This window comes from Saccharothrix lopnurensis, from assembly GCF_042658445.1.
GTDB classification, from domain to species: domain Bacteria; phylum Actinomycetota; class Actinomycetes; order Mycobacteriales; family Pseudonocardiaceae; genus Actinosynnema; species Actinosynnema lopnurensis.
The window spans coordinates 120,653-140,770 of sequence record NZ_JBHSQO010000016.1; the positions used below are offsets into that span (position 1 = coordinate 120,653).

The window sequence follows — 20,118 nt, forward strand, 5'->3', positions numbered from 1 at the left end:
GTTACGGGCTTGCGTCGGGCGGGGTCCTTCAGGTGTACTCGACTTGCCATCCCGAGCGGCCGAGAGACCTGGCTCCACGACGCCGCAGCAACCACCCCACCTGGGGGCAGGTGCTTCAGCCAGGAACGATGGAGGATCACGTGCCCAGGATGCGAATGCTCACGCGCCGGCGAGTCGTGGACCACGGCCGCCGCACGGTCTCCGGCTGTCGCAGCTGACGAGCTGATCGCCCCGGCGCTCCTCCCCTCCCCACCGCCGCGTCCCCGTCCGGACGCACCTGCCAGCTGAAGACCCCCGGTCGCCCGCGCCCCGAGCGCGCGCTGCCGCACGCAGTCGTGGAGTGAAAACGTGATCACTGTCGAGAACCTCACCAAGTCCTTCCCCGGGAGTACCGGGCAGGTTCGCGCGCTGGACGGCGTGAACCTGGACGTCGCCGCGGGCACCGTGCTCGGCGTGGTCGGCCCGAGCGGCGCCGGCAAGTCCACCCTCGCCCGGTGCGTCGCGCTGCTGGAGCGCCCCGACAGCGGCGCGATCCGCGTCGACGGCACCGACCTCGTCTCCCTCGACGGCACCGCCCTGCGCGCCGCGCGCCGGCGCATCGGCGTCGTGCCCCAGGGCGATTCCCTGCTGCGCCAGCGCACCGCGGCGGGCAACGTCGCGCTGCCGCTGGAGGCCGCCGGCGTGGCCGGGCCGCAGCGCCGCACCCGCGTCGCCGAGCTGCTGGACCTGGTGGGCCTGACCGACAAGGCCGGCAGCTACCCCGACCAGCTCTCCGGCGGCCAGCGCCAGCGCATCGCGGTCGCCCGCGCGCTCGCCGCGCAGCCCTCGGTGCTGCTGGCCGACGAGCCGACCTCCGCGCTGGACCCGGACACCACCGGCTCGGTGCTCACCGTGCTGGACCGGGCCCGCGCCGAGCTGGGCGTGACGGTGCTCGTGGTGACCCACGACATGGGCGTGGTGCGCCGGATCTGCGACGACGTCGCGGTGCTCGAGGACGGGCGCGTGGTGGAGCACGGCAAGGTGCTCGACCTGGTGTCCGACGCCGGCAGCCGCACGGCCGCGTCGCTGCTGCCCGCCGCGGACCAGAACCCGGCGGTCGACAGCGCCTACGACCGGGTCGCCGACGTCGTGCTGGTCGGCTTCGCCGCGGTCGGCGCGCTGCTGCCCGAGGTGACCAACCGGTTCGGCATCGAGCTGAACCTGCTGGGCGGCGGCCTGACCAGGCTGGGGGAGACCCCGGTCGCGCGGTTCCGCGTCGGGCTTAAGGGCGAGCGCTCGGACTCGGCGCTGGAGTGGATCTCGGAGGCGGGCGGCTCGGTGCGGCGGACCCTGACGGGGCCGCAGGGAGTCGCTGCGTGAGGTCTGCGACACCCTGGTCCACCGTGTTCGACGAGGTCCTGCTCGCCACCGGCGAGACGTTGTACATGGTGGGCGTCTCCACCCTGATCGCGGTCCTGCTCGGCACCCCCGTCGGCATCTGGCTCCAGCTCACCGCACCCGGTGGGCTGAAGCCCCGGCCGCTGGCGCACAAGGTGCTCGGGTTCGTGGTGGACCTCGGCCGCTCCATGCCCTTCCTGGTCCTGCTGGTGGTGCTCACCTCGCTGACCAGGCTCCTGCTCAGCACCACCATCGGACCGACCGCGGCCATCGTGCCGCTGGCCGTGGGCGCCATCCCGTTCGTCGGCAGGCTGGTCCAGAACGTGCTGTCCGAGGTGCACGTCTCGGTGGTGGAGGCGGCGGTGACCACCGGGTCCTCCACCACCCGCATCGTGCGCAGCGTGCTGCTGCGCGAATCGCTGCCCGCGCTGGTCAACGCCATCGGCGTGACCGCGATCGCCCTGCTCGGCTACTCGGCCATGGCGGGCGTGGTCGGCGGCGGCGGGCTCGGCGACCTCGCCGTGCGCGAGGGCTACCAGCGGTTCAACGACCGCTACCTGTGGAGCACGGTCGCCGTGCTCGCGGTCGTCGCCACCGCGATCCAGTTCACCTCCAACCGCGTGGCGCGGGCCGTCGACCGGCGCCGCCACGCCTCCGTCTGACCTCGTCTCGCACACCCCCGCGAGCCTCTCTCCCCGAAGGAACGACATGCGTATCCGTGCTGCCCTGCTGGCCGTGCTGCTGACCGCGGCGGGCTGCGGGAGCGGTGAGCCGACCGGCGCCGCCTCCGACCCGGGCGCGCCGCTGAAGGTCGGCGTGAGCCCCGTCCCGCACGCCCAGGTGCTGAAGTACGTGGCCGAGAACCTGGCCGCCTCGAAGGACCTGAGGATCGAGGTGGTGGAGTTCACCGACTACGTGCAGCCGAACACCGCGCTGGTCGACGGGTCGCTGGACGCCAACTACTTCCAGACAGTGCCGTACCTGGACACGTTCAAGGCCGAGAGCGGCGCGGACCTGGAGTGGATCGGCCCGGTGCACCTCGAACCGCTGGGCCTGTACTCGAACAGGCACCGGGCCGCGGCCGACCTGCCGGACGGCGCGCGGATCGCGGTGGCCAACGACGCGACCAACGAGGCGCGCGGCCTCCAGCTGCTCCAGGCCAACGGCCTGATCAAGCTGAAGGCGGGCACCGAGAGGACCGCGACGGTCCGGGACGTCGAGGACAACCCGAAGAACCTGGAGTTCGTCGTGCTGGAGGCCGCCCAGCTGCCGCGCTCGCTCGACGACACCGACGCGTCCGTGATCAACGGCAACTACGCCATCGACGCGGGCCTCAACCCGGCCGACGACGCCCTGGCGCTGGAGGAGACCGAGGGCAACCCCAACGCCAACGGCCTGGTCACCCGCGCCGAGCTGAAGGACGACCGGCGCGTCCGGGACCTGCTGGCCCTGCTCCAGTCCCAGCAGGTCAAGGACTACATCGCCGCCACCTTCTCGGGCTCGGTCCTCCCGGTCTGACCGTCCTGAACGTGTAACTCGGGGGTCCTGGACGTACGACTCGCGGGGTCCGAACGTACGACTCGCGGGGTCCGGACGTACGACTCGCGCGAGTCGTACGTTCGGGACTGTCGTGTCGTACGTTCGGGACCCCCGAGTTGAGCGTTCGGGGGATCCGGTGCTGGTCAGGGGTGGGTGGGCGCGGGCACCCCCGGGACGCCCGTAGGCTTCAGGGCGTGCTCGCTGTCGTCCCGCCCCCGGTCACCGTCCGCGTCCCGGCCAAGGTCAACCTGCACCTGGCCGTGGGTGATCCGCGCGCGGACGGCTACCACGACCTGGTGACGATCTTCCAGGCCCTGTCGCTGACCGACGAGGTCACCGTCGCCATCGCCGAGGACCCCGGGGTGGAGGTGCACGGCGAGGGCGCCGACTCGGTGCCCACCGGCGCGTCCAACCTGGCCTGGCGGGCGGTGCGGGTGCTGGCCGAGCACGTCGGCCGGGACCCCGAGGACCCGAAGGTCCGGGTGGTGATCCGCAAGTCCATCCCGGTCGCGGGCGGCATGGCGGGCGGCAGCGCGGACGCGGCCGCGACGCTGGTCGGCCTGTCCTCGCTGTGGCGGCTGGAGGTCTCCCGGGACGAGCTGGCCGGGCTGGCCGCCAAGATCGGCGCGGACGTCCCGTTCGCCCTCTACGGCGGCACCGCGCTGGGCACCGACCGCGGCGACCGGATCGTGCCCGTGCTGGCGCGCCACCCGTTCCACTGGGTGCTCGCCTTCGACCGGCGCGGCCTGGCCACCCCCGAGGTGTTCGACGAGCTGGACCGGCTGCGCGCGGACGGCGACCCGCCGCGCGTCGGCGACGCGGAGGCGGTGCTGGAGGGCCTGGCGTCCGGCGACCCGCGGCAGCTCGCGCTGCTGCTGGGCAACGACCTCCAGGCCGCGGCGGTGTCGCTGCGCCCGAACCTGCGGCGCACGCTGCGCGCGGGCGTGAACGCGGGCGCGCTGGCCGGCATGGTGTCCGGGTCCGGCCCCACCTGCGCGTTCCTGTGCACGGACGGCGACTCGGCGGTCCGGGTGGCGGCCGAGCTGGCGGGCGCGGGGGTGTGCCGGACGGTGCGCGTCGCGCAGGGCCCGGTGCACGGCGCCCGCGTGATCGGCACCGAGGAGCCCCGGCCGACCCCGCCGGAAGTGCACGCCTGAGCTCGACCGTTCCGCCCGTCTCGACGAAGGTGCTGGTAGTGGCCAACCTGGTCAATCTTGAGAACGTGTCCAAGTCGTTCGGCGTGCGCCCGCTGCTCGACGGCGTGTCCCTCGGCGTCGGCGAGGGTGACCGGATCGGCGTGGTGGGCCTCAACGGCGGCGGCAAGACCACGCTGCTGGAGGTGCTGGCCGGCGTCGCCGACCCGGACGACGGGCGCGTCAGCCGCAACCGCGGCCTGCGCATGGCCGTGGTCACGCAGCGCACCGAGCTGGCCGAGGGCTCGACCGTGCGCAACGCCGTGCTCGACCCCCTCGGGTACGGCGCGGAGCACGAGTGGGCGGCGGACGCGCGGGTCCGCTCCATCCTCGACGGCCTGGGCATCACCGGCTTCGGGCTGGACTCGCCGGTGGGCACCATGTCCGGCGGCGAGCGGCGGCGGGTCGCGCTGGCCGCGGCGCTGGTGCGCGACCTGGACCTGGTGGTCCTGGACGAGCCGACCAACCACCTCGACGTGGAGGGCGTGCGCTGGCTGGCCGACCACCTGCTGGCCCGGCGCACCGCCCTCGTCGTGGTGACCCACGACCGGTGGTTCCTGGACACCGTGTGCAGCCGGACGTGGGAGGTCACGGGCGGCCGGGTCGAGCAGTACGAGGGCGGTTACGCCGACTGGATCTTCGCGCGGGCCGAGCGCGCCCGCCTGGCCGACACGGCCGAGGAGAAGCGCCGCAACCTGGCCCGCAAGGAGCTGGCGTGGCTGCGCCGCGGCGCGCCCGCCCGCACGTCCAAGCCGCGCTACCGGATCGAGGCGGCCGAGGCGCTGATCTCGGACGTGCCGCCGCCGCGCGACTCGGTGGAGCTGCTGGCCTTCGCCAAGCGCCGCCTGGGCCGCACGGTGCTGGAGCTGGAGGACGCCACGCTCGCCGTGCCGGACCGCGTGCTGGTGCGCGACCTGACGTGGCGCATCGGGCCCGGCGACCGGGTCGGCATCGTCGGCGTGAACGGCTCGGGCAAGACCACGCTGCTGCGGGCGCTGGCCGGCGAGCAGCCGCTGGTGGCGGGCCGCCGGGTCCAGGGCCAGACGGTGAAGCTCGCGCACCTGAGCCAGGAGCTGCACGACCTCGACGGCTCGATGCGGGTGCTGGAGGCGGTCGAGGAGATCGCCCGCCGGGTGGTGCTGGGCAAGCAGGAGATGTCGGCCTCGCAGCTGGCCGAGCGGTTCGGGTTCTCCTCGCAGCGGCAGTGGACCCCGGTCGGCGACCTGTCCGGCGGCGAGCGGCGGCGGCTCCAGCTGTGCCGGCTGCTGATGGCCGAGCCGAACGTGCTGCTGCTCGACGAGCCGACCAACGACCTGGACATCGACACCCTCCAGCAGCTGGAGGACCTGCTCGACTCGTGGCCCGGCACGCTGGTCGTCATCTCCCACGACCGGTACCTGGTGGAGCGGGTGTGCGACCAGGTGGTGGCCCTCCTCGGCGACGGCGGGCTGACCGACCTGCCCGGCGGCATCGAGGAGTACCTGCGGCGGCGCGACCGGCAGCTGGAGGTCGCGGTCCCGGCGGCGAAGCCCGCGGCGGCCCCGACGACGGGCGCCGACCAGCGCGCGGCGCGCAAGGAGCTGGCCCGCCTGGAGCGGCGGCTGGAGACGTTGCAGAAGAAGGAGACCGACCTGCACGCGAAGCTGGCGGGGGCGGCCACCGACCCCGAGCGGCTGCTGGCCCTGGACGCCGAGCTGAAGGCCGTGCTGGCGGAGGCGGAGGACGTCGAGGCCCGGTGGCTGGAGGCGGCGGAGGCGGTGGAGGGCTGAGGTCGTGGAGGGCTGAGGCGCGCCGGCGGGGCCCCACGACGGGACGACCCCGCCGCGCGCCCCTACCTCCCCCGGCGGCGCAGCTCCGCCACCAGCAGCGGCATCAGCTCGTCGACGAACGCGCAGTCGTAGCCCTGCCCGGTCATCAGCGACTGGGCGAACCGGGTCTTGGCCACCTCCGCCGCCGACGCGCCGACCATGCCGTCCAGCGCGATGCCGACCTCCTCCAGCACCCGGTCCACCTGGGACGTCCGGTAGCCGCGCGCCGCGGGGCCCGCCAGGGGGATCTTGAGCTGCCGCAGCTGCTTCCACGACGTGATCGGGGGCAGCGCGGCCGGTCGCGGCGGACCCTCGGTGAGCTGCTTCTCCACCCGCGCCAGGAACGCGTCCACCTCGTTCTCGTCGTACCCGCGCCGGCCGAACACGGGGCGGCTGAAGCGGACCTCCCGCACCTCGCCCGCGGTCAGGTCGTCCTGCCCCAGCATGGTGTTCTCGACGCGGTCCAGGAACCTGTCCACCTGGGACTCCAGGTAGCCGCGCCGCCCGCGCGGCGGTTTGCCGAACGACACCGTGCGCACGTCCCGCGCGGTCAGCGGCCGGGTGCCCGGCCCCGGTCGCGGCCGGGTCGGCGGCGGGGGCGGGGTGCGCTCCAGCGTCACCACGACCAGGTCGAGGAACGTGTCCACGTCGTCCTCGTCGTAGCCGACCGTGCCCGGCGGCGCGTGGTCGAACTCCCTGTCCTGGACCTCCGTCGCGGTCAGGACGTCCCGGCCCGCCAGCGTCTCCTCGATCCGGTCCAGGAACGCGTCGACCTGGCCCTCGTGGTACCCGCGGTTGCCGGGCCTGGGCTTGTGGAACCGCACGCCGCGCACGTCCTCGGGCGTCAGCCGCGGCGCGGGGCGCATCCCGGTGGACGTGGCGTGCGCGCCGATGGCGGGCGCGGACGCCTGGCGGCGTTGCGGCGTGGAGCCGAGGGTGTCCGCGACGAGGTCCATGAACGCGTCCACCTCGGCCGCGTGGTAACCGGGCAGCGCGGGTCTGAACCGGACCCGGCGCACGTCCCGCTCGGTCACGTCGTCCCGACCGAGCAGGGTTTCCTCGATCCGGTCGAGGAAGGCGTCCACCTGGCCCTCGTCGTACCCCGGTCGACCGGGCGGCGGGCGGTGGAAGGAGACCTGCCGCAGGTCCCGGGCGCTCAGCAGCGGCGCCGGGTGTGCCGGCGTGTGCTGACGCGAGTCGAACCCGGTCACCCGGTTACCTCCTCCGTGTGGTGTACCGGGGAGTATCGCGGGCCGATGGGCCGGATGTTTCGCCCTATCGGCTCAATGAGCCCACCGGATCGCTCTACCCTGACGGTCATGAGCCGGTTCGTGGACACGATGGTGGCAACCGCCGCGGGCGCCCGGGGGCGCGACAAGGGCATGACCACGGGGGAGCCGGGCACCCCGGTCCGCCGGACGTGGCTGGAGGTGCACGAGCGGGCGGCCCGCGCGGCGGGGGCGCTCGTGGCGGGCGGCGTCGAGCGGGGCGCGGCGGTCGCGGTCCTCGCGGGCGACCCGGCGGCCATCGCGCCCGCCGTGCAGGCGGTGTGGCTCGCGGGCGGCAGCACCACCATGCTGCACCAGCCCACCGCCCGCACCGACCTGGCCGAGTGGGCCGAGGACACCCTGCGCGTGCTGCGCATGATCGGCGCGGAGCTGGTGCTGCTGGGCGCGCCGTTCGACGCCCTGGCCGACGTGCTCGACCGGCACGGCGTCGCCTACCGCCGGATCGAGGACCTGGACGGCGAGCCGCTGCCCGCGCCGGTCGGGGTGGACGAGGACGCGTCCGCCCTGCTCCAGCTCACCAGCGGCTCCACCGCCGACCCGAAGGCCGTCCGGATCACCCACGGCAACCTGTGGTCCAACGCCGAGGCCATGTGGACCGCCGCCGAGCTGGACCCGGAGCACGACGTGATGGTGTCGTGGCTCCCGCTGTTCCACGACATGGGGATGGTCGGCTTCCTGACCGTGCCCATGCTGTTCGGCCTCGAACTGGTCAAGGTCACCCCGGTCGACTTCCTCGCCGGCCCCACCCTGTGGCCCGACCTGATCAGCCGGTACGGCGGCACCATCACCGCCGCCCCGAACTTCGCCTACGCCATCGCGGCCCGCCGCATGAGGGGCGTGGACGACGGCGCGTACGACCTGTCGAGGCTGCGCATCGCGCTCAACGGCGCCGAGCCCATCGACCCGGCCGCGGTGACGGCGTTCACCGACGAGGGCGAGCGGTTCGGCCTGCGCCCCGAGAGCATCCTGTGCGCCTACGGCATGGCGGAGACGACGCTGGGCGTGGCGTTCGCGCCCGTGTTCACCGGCATGGCGGTGGACGTGGTCGACCCGGAGGAGCTGGAGGCGGGCAAGCACGCCGCCCCGGTCCCGGCCGACCACCCCAACGCGCGGGCGTTCCCGCTGCTCGGGCCGCCGCTGCCGGGCCTGGAGGTGCGGGTCGTCGACGAGGCGGGCGAGGCGCTCGGGGAGCGGCGCGTCGGCCGGCTGCGGGTGCGCGGCGAGGCGGTGACCCCCGGCTACCTCACCGTGGACGGCCCGCGGGCCACCCGCGACGACGAGGGCTGGCTCGACACCGGCGACGAGGGCTACGTGGTGGACGGCCAGGTGGTGGTCTGCGGGCGCCGCAAGGACGTGATCATCATGGGCGGCCGCAACATCTACCCCACCGACATCGAGCGCGCCGCGACCTCCGTCGAGGGCGTGCGCGCGGGCAACGCGGTGGCCGTGCGGCTGGACGCGGGCACCCGGCGCGAGCGGTTCGCCGTGGTGGTGGAGTCGAGGTTCGCGGGCGACGACGAGGCGGTGCGCGTGCTGGCCAAGGAGATCGGCGCGCGGGTCGTGGACGCGGTCGGGCTGCGGCCGTACTCGGTGGTCGTGCTCAAGCCCGGCAGCCTGCCGAAGACGCCCTCGGGCAAGCTGCGCCGCTCGGCCGCCGCGGTCCTGGTGCCTGCCGCGGGGTGACGGCGGGGTGACGGCGGCGCGGCGGGCACTCGCGCACGTGGCGGCGCGGTCGAGGGGCCACCCCTGGACCGCGCCCCGCGGGTGAGGTCTGGCACCTGCCAGCCCGCTTCGGGCGCCGACGGCGCTCGTTCAGGGCGCCTCGGTTCAGCGCGCCTCGTTCAGTGCACCTTGTTCAGTGCACCTTGTTCAGTGCACCTTGTTCAGTGCACCTTGTTCAGTGCACCTTGTTCTGGGCGCCTTCCAGCCCCAGCTCCAGCAGCGCCTCGACGGCGTCGGCCGTGCGGTCCAGCTCGAACGCCAGCTCCTTGCGCTCCACCACCGAGAAGTCGCGCAGCACGTAGTCGGCCGGGTCCATCCGACCCGGCGGCCGGTCGATGCCGAAGCGCACCCGGTGGTAGTCCTTGGTGCCCAGCGACTTCGTGATCGACCGCAGGCCGTTGTGCCCGTTCTCGCCGCCGCCGAGCTTGAGCCGCACCGTGCCGAACGGCAGGTCCAGCTCGTCGTGCACCACGACGACCGACGCGGGCGGCACCTTGTAGAAGTTCGCGGTGCCGGCCACCGGCCCGCCGGAGGTGTTCATGTAGCCGCGCGGCTTGGCCAGCACGACCCGGCGCCCGGCCAACCGGCCCTCCAGCACCTCCGCGCCGCCCCGGTGCGCCTTGAACCGGCCGCCCACGCGGTCGGCGAGCACGTCCAGCACGAGGAAGCCGACGTTGTGGCGGTTGCCCTCGTACTTGGGGCCCGGGTTGCCCAACCCCACGACCAGGTGCACGTCATCGGCCACGGAACCGCAACTCCTGCTCAAGCTCGTCCAACAGGGCGTCCACCGCGTCCACCCGGTACCCGCGCCGGAGCCCCGACGTGGTGCTGAACCTGGTGTGGCGGACCTCGACCGAGGTCATCCGGCCCCGGCCGTCCAGCGTCGCGGCGGCCCGGCCGAGGAACGCGTCGACCTCGCCGCGATCGTAGCCGTTCGACGACCTCGCCAGCTTCACCGCCAGCAGCGCCTCGCCGCTCTGGAGGCTGGTCGGCGGCACGTGGCCGCTGCGCAGCTGCTGCTCCAGGGCGGTCAGGAAGGCGTCCACGGCGCGCTGGTCGTACCCGCCGGGCACCTCGGTGAACACGGCCCCGCGCACCTGGTCGGGGTGCAGCGGCACGCGGCCCGCCAGCGAGTCGGCGATGCGCAGCGCGAACGCGTCGACCTGCGCCGGGTCGTAGCCCTTGCCGCGCTTGTGCGGGAACCGCGTCGAGCGCACCTGCGCCGGGCTGAGGTACGGGAACGGCACGCCGCCCCAGCCGTGAGGCGGGGGAGGCGTGCCGTCAGAACTGCCCGACGTGATGGGCTCAGTCCTCTTCGCCGGCCTCGCCGGCCTCGGTGGCGTCGCCGCCCTCCATCTGCTCGGCGGTGGGCGCGGCGCCGATCGCGAGGACCATGGCCTCCGGGTCGGTGGCCAGGGTGGCGCCCTGCGGCAGGGTCAGGTCGGAGGCGTGCACCTGGGTGCCGGCCTCGGCGCCCTCGATGGACAGCTCGACCTGGTCGGGGATGTTGAGGGCCTCGACCTCCAGTTGGACGGTCGTCAGGTCCTGCTGGACCAGCGTGCCCGAGGCGGGCTCGCCGGTGACGACCACGGGCACCTCGACGGTGACCTTCTCGCCCCGCTGCACCAGCAGCAGGTCGACGTGCTCGATGTAGTTCTTGATGGGGTGGGTGGTGACGGTCTTGGTCAGCGCGAGCTCGCTGGCGTTGTCGATGTCCAGCGTCAGCACTGCGTTGTGACCGTGCTCGCGGACGACACGGGCGAACTCGAGCGCCGGCAGGGCCAGGTGCTTCGGGTCGGAACCGTGGCCGTAGAGCACCGCGGGGATCTTGCCTGCGCGGCGGGTGCGGCGGGCGGCGCCCTTGCCGAACTCGGTGCGCTGTTCTGCGGCGAGACGGACCTCGGACACGGTGGGGCTCTCCTAACGGTATGGCCTGACGTCGGGCTGGCGAGGAGCGGGGGCTTGTCGGCCTGCGGCGGCGGGTGCGCGCGGATGGTGGACACGCGCGGCATCACAACACCGCCGCGTCGATCACGCCGAGCTTGGAGCTCGCCCTCGCCGAGGCAACCCGACCAGTGTAAGCCGGACCCGCGACGAGTCCCAACCGGGGGTTGTTTCCCCGCCACCCGCCGGTGAAACCCCCTGTTCAGCTCGACTTCAGGTGGGCGTTCCGGCCGCGCTGTCCAGTGCTGTCGGGCCATTCGGGTGGTGCTCCGAACGGGTGGTGAACCCGGGCCGGCGAAGTGGCCGACCACCGACCGCGCACCCGCACCCGCACCCGCACCGAACAGCACACCCGCGCCGCGCCCGTGGACGAGCGAGGGGCCCCGACCGCACCGGCGGTCGGGGCCCCTCGCGGCGCGCCGCGTCAGGCGTTGCCGTCGAACAGGGACGTCACCGAGCCGTCCTCGAAGACCTCCTGGATCACCCGGGCCAGCAGGGGGGCGATCGGCAGCACGGTCAGCGCGTCGAACCGCTTCTCGGCCGGGATCGGCAGCGTGTCGGTGAACACGACCTCGCGGGCGCCGCAGTCGCGCAGCCGCTCCACCGCCGGACCGGACAGGATCGCGTGGGTGGCCGCGATGACCACGTCGGACGCGCCCTCGGCCAGCAGCTGCTCGACCGCCTTGGTGATGGTGCCGCCGGTGTCGATCATGTCGTCGATCACCACGCACAGGCGGTCCTTGACCTGCCCGACCACGCGGTTGGCCACGACCTCGTTCGGCCGCAGCGGGTCGCGGGTCTTGTGGATGAACGCGATGGGCGTGCCGCCCAGGGTGTCCGCCCACTTCTCGGCCAGCTTGGTGCGGCCCGCGTCCGGCGACACCACGGTCAGCTCCTGGCCCGCGTACTTGTCGCGGATGTGCTCGGCCAGCAGCGGCATGGCCCACAGGTGGTCCACCGGGCCGTCGAAGAAGCCCTGGATCTGCGCGGTGTGCAGGTCGACCGACACGAGGCGGTCGGCCCCGGCGGTCTTGAACAGGTCGGCCACCAGGCGCGCGGAGATCGGCTCGCGGCCGCGGTGCTTCTTGTCCTGCCGCGCGTACGGGTAGTACGGCATGATCACGGTGATGCGCTTGGCGGAGGCCCGCTTGAGCGCGTCCACCATGATCAGCTGCTCCATGAGCCACTGGTTGATGGGGGCGCAGTGCGACTGGACCACGAACGCGTCGCAGCCGCGCACGCTCTCCTCGAAGCGCACGAAGATCTCGCCGTTGGCGAAGTCGTAGGCCGACTGCGGGGTGATCGACACGTTCAGGTGCTTGGCGACCTGCTCGGTCAGCTCGGGATAGGCCCGCCCCCCGAACAGCATCAGGTTCTTCTTCGGCGTCCCGGCCATCGTGGGGTTCACGTCAGCGCCCTCCGTCGGTTGTGCCTGCATTGTCGGGCGACAGGGCGCGCTCCGCCGCCTCCGCGGCGGCGGTGCCCGACCTGCGGGTGATCACCCAGCCGTCGAGGTTGCGCTGCGGTCCGCCCGACACGCCCAGGGCGCCCGGCGGCACGTCGCGCCGCACGACGGTCCCGGCGCCGGTGTAGGCGCCGTCCCCGACCGTCACCGGCGCGACGAACATGTTGTCCGAGCCGGTGCGGCAGTGGGAGCCGATCGTGGTCCGGTGCTTGCGCACGCCGTCGTAGTTCACCGTGACGCTCGCCGCGCCGATGTTGGAGTGCTCGCCGATGGTGGCGTCGCCGATGTAGCTCAGGTGGGGGACCTTCGACCCGGTGCCGATGTCGGAGTTCTTGACCTCGACGAACGTGCCGATCTTGCCGTCCGCGCCCAGCCGGGTGCCCGGCCGCAGGTAGGCGAACGGGCCGACGGAGGCGCCCGCGCCGATCTCCGCGCCGCTGCCGTGGGTGCGCACCACGGTCGCGCCCGCGCCGATCGAGCACCCGCTCAGGGTGGTGTCCGGGCCGACGACCGCGCCCTCGCCGACGACCGTGCCCGCGCGCAGCTGCACGCCCGGCTCGACCAGCACGTCCCGGCCCAGCCGCACGTCGGCGTCCAGCCACGTGGTGGCCGGGTCGACCACGGTCGCGCCCGCGCGCATCGCGGCCTCGACCAGGCGGCGGTTCAGCTCCGCGCCCAGCCGCGCCAGCTGCACGCGGTCGTTCACGCCCTCGACCAGCCACGGGTCGTCGATGACGAGCGCGCCCACGCGCCGGCCGTCCGACCGCGCGATGGTGAGCACGTCGGTCAGGTACAGCTCGCCCTGGGCGTTGTCGGTGGACAGCCGGGACAGCCCGTCGCGCAGCACGGCCGCGTCGAACGCGTACACGCCCGAGTTGACCTCGGCGATCGCGCGCTGCGCCTCGGTGGCGTCCTTCTGCTCGACGATGGCCTCCACCTCGCCGGCGGCCGACCGCACGATCCGGCCGTAGCCGGTGGGGTCGGCGACCACGGAGGTCAGCACCGTCACCGCGTTGCCCCGCCCGCCGTGCTCGGCGAGCAGGGCGCGCAGGGTGTCGGAGTCCAGCAGGGGCGCGTCGCCGTAGGTCACCACGACGGTGCCGCCGAGGTCCGCGGGCAGCTCGGCCAGGCCGCAGCCGACCGCGTGCCCGGTGCCCTTCTGCTCCTCCTGCACCGCGACGGTGACCTTGCGGTCCAGCGCGGTGGACAGCGAGTCGAGGTGCCCGGTGACCGCGGCGCGGCCGTGCCCGACCACGACGGCCAGGTGATCGGGGTCGGTCCCGGCGGCCGCGCGCACCGCGTGCTCCACGAGGGAGCGGCCCGCGATGCGGTGCAGGACCTTGGGGACGGCTGAGCGCATGCGGGTGCCCTCACCCGCCGCGAGGACGATGGTGCTGACCGGGGTGGGAACACCCTCAAGCATCAGCGCTCTCCCTAGCTAGGCGTGCCTGGCGGCGGGAGAGACCTGGCTCCCGCCAGGTGTTGATACTAAGCCTCCGAGGAGGGCTCGCCCTCCACGGCGGCAACCCGGCAGCCACCTCTGCGCTTCGCCGCGTACATCGCGGAGTCGGCTCGGGCGAGGGCCGCGTGGGCGGCCTCAAGGGGGCGCACGGAGATCACGCCGACCGACAGCGTGACCCCCCTGGACAGGTCGGAAGGCAGCTCCGCGACGGCATCCACGGCCCGGCCGAGGGCCGCCTCGGCGGCGTGCAGCGGCGCGCCGGGCAGCAGCACGACGAACTCGTCGCCGCCGTACCGGGCCACCAGGTCGTCACCCCGCAGGGCACTCCGGAGTGTGCTGGCAATCACGCGCAGGACGTTGTCGCCCTCGGCGTGCGAGTACTTGTCGTTGACCACCTTGAACCCGTCGAGGTCCACCAGCGCGATGGCCATCGGGTGGGTCTGGGCGCTGATGAGCGCGTCGAGGCGGTCGTCCAGGGCGCGGCGGTTGGGCAGGCCGGTGAGCGGGTCCTGGAGCGCCTGCTGGGCGATCGCGCCGTGCGCCCGGGTCAGCCGTTCGTGGTCGCGGCGGGTGAGCAGGGTGGCCGTGCGGGCCTCCTGCATCAGCCACAGCTCGACCTCCAGCGCGTTGGCGTAGGTCTGGAGGGCGGAGATCGTGCGCTCGCCGCGGGGGCCGGACATGCGGGCGAACTCGCGGGTCAGGCACAGCATCAGGGTCGGCTCGGAGGTGTCGTGCTCCAGCCGGCCGCGGGCGTCGTGCAGGACCTGGAGCGCCTGCTGCGGCAGCTCCTCCATCTCCAGGCAGCGGGCCAGCGCGATGGAGACGATGATCAGCTCCCGCGCGTACATGGCCAGCTCGCGCAGCGTCCACAGCCGCGAGATGTGCCCCGCCCCCGGCTTGGCCAGCGCGTGGGCCGCGCCGATCACCGGCACCTGCTCGGCGGCGGAGCGGTCGCGCCTGCCGGGGTGCAGCGACTCGCGGAACGGCAGCTCGGAGGCGGTGGCGATGGCCGAGGCGGTGGCGAACCGCTCGGTCGCCTCGCCCAGGTTGTCCACCCGCTCCAGGCGCAGGCCCCAGCCGATGAGCAGGCGGGCCCGGTTGACCAGGTGCACGTAGATCAGGTGCGGGTTGGCGCTGTCGCGGATCGCGTTGTGCGCGCGGGCCAGCACCTCGTCGGCCATCTCGTAGACGCCCAGCTGGGTGAGCACGAGGCCGGTGGTCTGGAGCGCGGACGCGAGCAGCCGGTCCCAGGTGCGCTTGTCCATCACCGGGTCGGGGGTGAGGTTCTCCTCCAGCATGGCCAGGCCGCCGGCGACCTCGGTGAGCGCCTTGTCCTCGAACCCGCCCAGCAGGTAGCGGCGGCCGCGCAGCGCGTGCGCCTCGGCCTCCAGCACCACCAGGCCGTGCCGGCGGCAGTGCGCCAGCATCTCGTCCAGGACGGAGTCCGACAGGTCGACCAGGCCGGGGGTGACGATCCGGACCACCGCGGCCGCGCGCAGGAGCTGGCCGACGATCCGGGGCTCACCGCGGCCCTGGGCCTCGGCGAGGATGTCGTCGACCTCGTGGGCGGCGTCGAGCTGGTCAGAGAGGTGGCTGCTCTGGGCCACGGCCACGAGTTCGCTGGCGCGGCCCACCAGCCACGCGTCGGACATCTCGTGGAGCGTCGGCGCCACGTTGCCCTGCTCGTCGACCGCTTCCCCGTGCAGCGACCCCCACCCCCATGCAGACGCAGGGCGGCCGACCCGGACGCCCCGACCCGACCCTCGCTCCGCCACCAGGATTCGAACCTGGACCATCGGAACCAAAATCCGAGGTGCTGCCTTTACACCATGGCGGAACGGCCGGGCTGACCCCGACCGCGCGAAGACATGTTGTCACGAGTCCCCCTCGGAGGTCAGCAGCACCACTCAAGTGGCGGCACGCCCTGGGTAACCCGATCATGACTAACCGTGTTCTGACTGGTCAGGGGGTCAAAGTTGGGGTCCGGGGGACAGTGCATATGCACTCCTGGTCCCCGGTGAACAGGCGTGGACATCGTCTCCCCGGGTGGCCGAACCATCGCCTGATCGGGTCAGCGGACGACTTCCGCGCGCAGGAACCCCGCCACCACCCGCTCGTAGGCGGCGGGGTCCGCGTTCCACGCCGCGGTGTGCTCGGCCCCGGGCACCTCGACGTAGCGCACCGGCCAGTCCAGGCCCGGCGCGGCGGCCGCCAGGTCCCGCGACGCGCCCGCCGGCACGGTGCCGTCCGCGCCGCCGTGGACCAGCAGCGTCGGCGGCCGGTGCGCGGGCGGGTGCTCGGCCAGGTCGAAGCGGTCGAAGTCCAGGTCGGCCCGCCAGTCCGAGACCAGCTCCGCGACCGGCACGAACGCCTTCGGCACGCCCCGCTCGCGCGACTGGAGCTCCAGCGTCCTGGTCCAGCTCACCACCGGCGCGTCCAGGACCACGGCGGCCACCGCGCCCGCCTGGGCGGACCGGCCCAGGAACTGCCCGACGACCGCGCCGCCCATGGACCACCCGTAGAGCACGACCTCGCGGGCCCCGTGCTCCAGCGCGTACCGCACCGCCGCCTCCACGTCGCGCCACTCGGTGTCGCCCAGGTGGTAGAGCCCGTCGGGGGAGCGCGGCGCGCCCTCGTCGTTGCGGTAGGTCACGGCCAGCACGGGCAGCCCCAGGGCGTGCAGGGTGGGCGCGACCCGCAGCACCTCCGCCCGCGACCCGCCCCGGCCGTGGACCGCCACGACCCAGGTGGACGAGGTCGCGGGCACCAGCCACGCGGGCGCGTCCCCCAGTTCGGTCCGGATCGGCACCTCCGCGTAGTCCAGGCCGCGCGCGGTCCGCGGGTCGGTCGGCCACACGGCCGTCTCCAGCCGCACCCGCGTGCCGTCGGGCGGCGCCGCGCCCCGCAGCTCGCGCACCACCCCGCCCCCGGCGCGCTCCACGACCGCGCCGACCTCCGCGCTGCCGCCCGGCCAGACGAGGCCCCAGGTGCCGGGGAGCGCTGTGACCCTCGACTCGCGCAACACCACCGTTCCGGCGGTCGACGAGACGACCTCGTCGCGGTAACCGGGGCGCGCGTTCGCGGGGTCGAGCAGCTCGCCGCTGTAGTACCAGCCGCCACCCAGCGCACCAGCGCTGAGCAGCACCGACACCACCACCACCGTGATCACGAGGAGCCTGGTGCGACGTCGTGCCCGACCGTTCGGTGAACCCACCACCGCATGATGCCCGCGACGCGCCCGACACGCCCGGCTTCCGGGAACACGCCGTGACTTTCCGCCAGGGTGTGGCGGGATCGGGTCACCCAACCTACGCTTGCGTAAGTTACGGTCCCGTAGGTAGCCCCGAACCCAAGAGGTAGATGTATGACCAGCACCCTGGACAGCAGGTCGCAGGACGGATCCGACCGCGGGCCCAAGCCGCTGATCAGCGGACGACGCGGTCACGTCGAGCAGTTCAGCGTGTACGTGTTCGTCATCGTGCCGTTCCTGGCCCTGCTCGCCGCAGTCCCGCTCGCCTGGGGGTGGGGCCTGGGCTGGGTGGACGTGGCGCTGTTCGTCGTCTTCTACTACCTCGCCGGCATGGGGGTGACGGTGGGCTACCACCGCTACTTCACGCACGGCTCGTTCAAGGCCAACCGCCCGCTGAAGATCGCGCTGGCGATCGCGGGCGGCATGGCCCTCCAGGGCCCGGTGATCGTCTGGGTCGCCGACCACCGCCGCCACCACGCGTTCTCCGACCGCGAGGGCGACCCGCACTCGCCGTGGCTGTTCGGCACCGGCCCGGTGGCGCTGGCCAAGGGCTTCTGGCACGCGCACACGGGCTGGCTGTTCAACCGCGACCAGACCAACGCCGCCCGCTTCGCGCCCGACCTGCTGGCCGACAAGGACCTGGTCCGGATCGACCGGCTGTTCCCGCTGTGGACCACGATCAGCCTGCTCGCCCCCGCCCTGCTCGGCGGCCTGATCACCATGTCCTGGAGCGGCGCGCTGAGCGCGTTCTTCTGGGCCGGCTTCGTGCGCGTCGCGTTCCTGCACCACGTCACCTGGTCGGTCAACTCGATCTGCCACATGGTCGGCGACCGCCCCTTCGCCGCCCGCGACCGCTCCGCCAACGTGTGGGCGCTGGCGATCCTGAGCTTCGGCGAGTCCTGGCACAACCTGCACCACGCCGACCCGACCTGCGCGCGGCACGGCGTCAAGCGCGGTCAGCTCGACATCTCCGCGCGGGCGATCTGGCTGTTCGAGAAGTTCGGCTGGGCGACGGACGTGCGCTGGCCCACCGAGCAGCGCCTGGCGCGGATCACCGCCAAGAAGTGAGCTCGACGCCCCTTTACCGCACCCGCCCCTCGCGCCCGGCGCGAGGGGTGGGTGTTTAGTGTGGTCTGAATGGTCGGGAGAAGGCGCGGCGACGACACACCGGTCCCCCGGGTGCGGATGACCGGCAAGGAGCGTCGGGAACAGCTGCTCGACGTGGCGCGCGCCCTCTTCGCCGAGAAGGGCTTCGAGGTCACCTCCATCGAGGAGATCGCCCACCGGGCGGGCGTGTCCAAGCCCGTGGTCTACGAGCACTTCGGCGGCAAGGAGGGCATCTACGCGGTCGTGGTGGACCGCGAGATGCAGTCCCTGATGGACCACATCGTCAACGCCCTGTCCGGCGGGCACCCGCGCGAACTGCTCGAACAGGCCGCGTGCGCGCTGCTCGACTACATCGAGGGCTCCACGGACGGGTTCCGCATCCTGGTGCGCGACTCACCCGTCGCCTCCTCCAGCGGCACCTTCTCGTCGCTGCTCAACGACATCGCCTCGCAGGTCGAGTCGATACTGGGCCTGCACTTCTCCCGGCAGGGCTACGACCGCAAGCTCGCCCCGCTCTACAGCCAGGCCCTCGTCGGCATGGTGGCGCTGACCGGCCAGTGGTGGCTGGAGGCGCGCCGGCCGAAGAAGGACGAGGTGGCCGCGCACCTGGTCAACCTGGCCTGGAACGGCCTGTCGCACATGGACCACAAGCCCCGGCTGCGCCACCGCTAGCCGTTGGTGATCCGCAGGACCTCGTCGTCCTCGCCGTTGGACGTGGTCACGTACAGCGCGCCGTCCGGCCCCGCCTCGGCGCCGCGCAGCCGGCCGTGGGTGCCCTCCAGCTCCGGCGGGATCGCCACCGAGTGCACCCCGCCCTCCTGGGTGATGGTGAACAGCAGCACCTTCTCGCCCTTGAGCGCGGTCACCGCCAGCACGCCGTCCAGGTCGCCCCACCGCGCGCCGCGCAGGAAGGCGGCGTCGCAGATCGCCTCGGTCGGCTGCCCCGACGACCACGCCGCGGGCACCGCGTCCGGGAAGCGCTCCAGGTCGGTCATCGGCACGCTCTCGTCGTAGCCGCCGGTCGTGCCGCCGCGGGACGGGTCCCAGCCGTAGTTGCCGCCCGGCTGGAGCACGTTGACCTCGTCGTCGGTGCTCGGGCCGTGCTCGGCGGTGAGGACCAGGCCGTCCTCGCGCACGGCCACGCCCTGGATGTTGCGGTGGCCGTAGGTGTAGATCCGGTCGCCGAACGGGTTGCCGGGCGCGCCCTCGCCGGTCTCCAGGTCGATCCGCAGCACCTTGCCGCCGAGGCTGCCCAGGTCCTGCGGGACCTCGCCCCGCGCGGTGTCGCCGGTGCCCACGAGCAGGCGGCCCTCGTCGTCCAGCGCCATCCGGCAGCCCGAGTGCCGCCCGCCGGAGCTGCTCGGCAGGCCGGCGAGCAGCGGGTCCTTCACCCTGGTGGCCCTGGTCCCGTCGAGGACCCAGGTCACCAGCCGCACGTCCGAGTCGGTGTTGAAGCAGGTGGTGAACCTCTTCGAGGTGTCGAAGTCGGGGTGCACGACCAGGCTCATCAGCCCGCCCTCGCCCCGGGCGGCCACGTCGCCGAGGTCGGCCTCGACGTCGGTCACCGCGCCGTCGTCGACCAGGGCGATCCGGCCGGGCCGCTGGGGGACGAGCATCCGCCCGTCGGGCAGGAAGCCGACGTCCCACGGGTGGGACAGGCCGGACGCCACGACCTCGACCTTGAGACCGGCGGGCGCGGCGGCGGAGGGGGCGCTGCCGCCGGCCTCCTGCGACGTGCACCCGGCCAACACCACGACAGCGGCAAACCCGACGACTCGGCGCATGTCGCCCAGCATGACGGGTCGGCCGTGTGCTCGCCGTCTGCGGGGCCTTCCCCGGGCTGCTCCCGGACTCCCGCGGCTTTCCGGCCCCGCGGCTCCCCGGCGGCTCCCTGGCAGCTTCCCCCGCAGCTCCTCCCGGCCGACCACGATCGGGTGATCCTGCCGGGGCGTCGACCGGGCG

General features: G+C 73.6%; 17 protein-coding genes, 1 tRNA gene and 1 riboswitch. Of the genes, 8 read left to right on the forward strand and 10 right to left on the reverse strand.

Annotation, left to right across the window (positions count from 1 at the left end; translation table 11 throughout):
- The first annotated feature begins 43 nt into the window (after positions 1-43).
- Positions 44-135, forward strand: a riboswitch (SAM riboswitch).
- 213 nt (positions 136-348) lie between these two features.
- The 5 genes from ACFP3R_RS18060 (at position 349) to ACFP3R_RS18080 (ending at position 5,878) form a co-directional block, all read left to right on the forward strand.
- Entirely contained in the window at positions 349-1,359 is a 1,011-nt protein-coding gene (locus ACFP3R_RS18060) for a methionine ABC transporter ATP-binding protein (protein WP_380637383.1), read from the forward strand.
- A complete protein-coding gene (locus ACFP3R_RS18065) occupies positions 1,356-2,039 on the forward strand; it encodes a methionine ABC transporter permease (protein WP_380637384.1) in 684 nt (227 codons plus the stop codon). Before ACFP3R_RS18060 ends, ACFP3R_RS18065 begins: the two co-directional genes overlap by 4 nt.
- 46 nt (positions 2,040-2,085) lie before the next feature.
- Positions 2,086-2,895 carry a MetQ/NlpA family ABC transporter substrate-binding protein gene (locus ACFP3R_RS18070; RefSeq protein ID WP_380637385.1) on the forward strand — a complete coding sequence of 270 codons (810 nt, stop codon included), beginning with the start codon at positions 2,086-2,088 and terminating at the stop codon, positions 2,893-2,895.
- Between the two features lie 215 nt (positions 2,896-3,110).
- A complete protein-coding gene (locus ACFP3R_RS18075) occupies positions 3,111-4,073 on the forward strand; it encodes a 4-(cytidine 5'-diphospho)-2-C-methyl-D-erythritol kinase (RefSeq protein WP_380637386.1) in 963 nt (320 codons plus the stop codon).
- Positions 4,074-4,111: 38 nt separating this feature from the next.
- Positions 4,112-5,878, forward strand: coding sequence for an ABC-F family ATP-binding cassette domain-containing protein (locus tag ACFP3R_RS18080; RefSeq protein ID WP_380637387.1), 1,767 nt, complete (start codon positions 4,112-4,114; stop codon positions 5,876-5,878).
- A gap of 62 nt (positions 5,879-5,940) precedes the next feature.
- On the opposite strand, the gene ACFP3R_RS18085 is transcribed toward ACFP3R_RS18080, so the two are convergent.
- A complete protein-coding gene (locus tag ACFP3R_RS18085; RefSeq protein WP_380637388.1) occupies positions 5,941-7,128 on the reverse strand; it encodes a DivIVA domain-containing protein in 1,188 nt (395 codons plus the stop codon).
- 108 nt (positions 7,129-7,236) lie between these two features.
- Between ACFP3R_RS18085 and ACFP3R_RS18090 the strand changes: the two genes are divergently transcribed.
- Positions 7,237-8,889, forward strand: a complete 1,653-nt coding sequence (locus ACFP3R_RS18090) for a fatty acyl-AMP ligase (RefSeq protein ID WP_380637389.1) — start codon at positions 7,237-7,239, stop codon at positions 8,887-8,889.
- 214 nt (positions 8,890-9,103) lie between these two features.
- Here ACFP3R_RS18090 and pth read toward each other — a convergent pair whose 3' ends face one another.
- The 8 genes from pth to ACFP3R_RS18130 form a co-directional block, all read right to left on the reverse strand.
- Positions 9,104-9,673, reverse strand: coding sequence for an aminoacyl-tRNA hydrolase (gene pth, locus ACFP3R_RS18095; RefSeq protein ID WP_380637390.1), 570 nt, complete (start codon positions 9,671-9,673; stop codon positions 9,104-9,106).
- Complete coding sequence (locus ACFP3R_RS18100; RefSeq protein ID WP_380637391.1) at positions 9,663-10,175, reverse strand: DivIVA domain-containing protein; 513 nt, start codon at positions 10,173-10,175, stop codon at positions 9,663-9,665. The genes pth and ACFP3R_RS18100 overlap by 11 nt, the downstream gene beginning before the upstream one ends.
- Positions 10,176-10,233: 58 nt before the next feature.
- Positions 10,234-10,836: a 50S ribosomal protein L25/general stress protein Ctc gene (locus tag ACFP3R_RS18105; RefSeq protein WP_380637392.1), complete on the reverse strand. Its 603-nt coding sequence runs from the start codon at positions 10,834-10,836 to the stop codon at positions 10,234-10,236.
- 460 nt (positions 10,837-11,296) lie between these two features.
- Positions 11,297-12,268: a ribose-phosphate diphosphokinase gene (locus ACFP3R_RS18110; RefSeq protein WP_380637429.1), complete on the reverse strand. Its 972-nt coding sequence runs from the start codon at positions 12,266-12,268 to the stop codon at positions 11,297-11,299.
- Between the two features lie 13 nt (positions 12,269-12,281).
- Positions 12,282-13,760, reverse strand: a complete 1,479-nt coding sequence (glmU, locus tag ACFP3R_RS18115; RefSeq protein WP_380637393.1) for a bifunctional UDP-N-acetylglucosamine diphosphorylase/glucosamine-1-phosphate N-acetyltransferase GlmU — start codon at positions 13,758-13,760, stop codon at positions 12,282-12,284.
- 65 nt (positions 13,761-13,825) lie between these two features.
- Positions 13,826-15,595 carry a GGDEF domain-containing protein gene (locus ACFP3R_RS18120; protein WP_380637394.1) on the reverse strand — a complete coding sequence of 590 codons (1,770 nt, stop codon included), beginning with the start codon at positions 15,593-15,595 and terminating at the stop codon, positions 13,826-13,828.
- Positions 15,566-15,636: transfer RNA gene (locus tag ACFP3R_RS18125), tRNA-Gln, on the reverse strand. The genes ACFP3R_RS18120 and ACFP3R_RS18125 overlap by 30 nt, the downstream gene beginning before the upstream one ends.
- A 234-nt stretch (positions 15,637-15,870) precedes the next feature.
- On the reverse strand, positions 15,871-16,968 hold the full coding sequence (locus tag ACFP3R_RS18130) for an alpha/beta hydrolase family protein (protein WP_380637395.1): 1,098 nt from the start codon (positions 16,966-16,968) through the stop codon (positions 15,871-15,873).
- A 195-nt stretch (positions 16,969-17,163) separates the two neighbouring features.
- On the opposite strand from ACFP3R_RS18130, the gene ACFP3R_RS18135 reads away from it, so the two are divergent.
- A complete protein-coding gene (locus ACFP3R_RS18135; protein WP_380637396.1) occupies positions 17,164-18,117 on the forward strand; it encodes an acyl-CoA desaturase in 954 nt (317 codons plus the stop codon).
- A 117-nt stretch (positions 18,118-18,234) separates the two neighbouring features.
- A complete protein-coding gene (locus tag ACFP3R_RS18140) occupies positions 18,235-18,828 on the forward strand; it encodes a TetR family transcriptional regulator (protein WP_380637430.1) in 594 nt (197 codons plus the stop codon).
- On the opposite strand, the gene ACFP3R_RS18145 is transcribed toward ACFP3R_RS18140, so the two are convergent.
- On the reverse strand, positions 18,825-19,940 hold the full coding sequence (locus ACFP3R_RS18145; protein WP_380637397.1) for a PQQ-dependent sugar dehydrogenase: 1,116 nt from the start codon (positions 19,938-19,940) through the stop codon (positions 18,825-18,827). The genes ACFP3R_RS18140 and ACFP3R_RS18145 overlap by 4 nt on opposite strands.
- Positions 19,941-20,118: the final 178 nt, after the last annotated feature.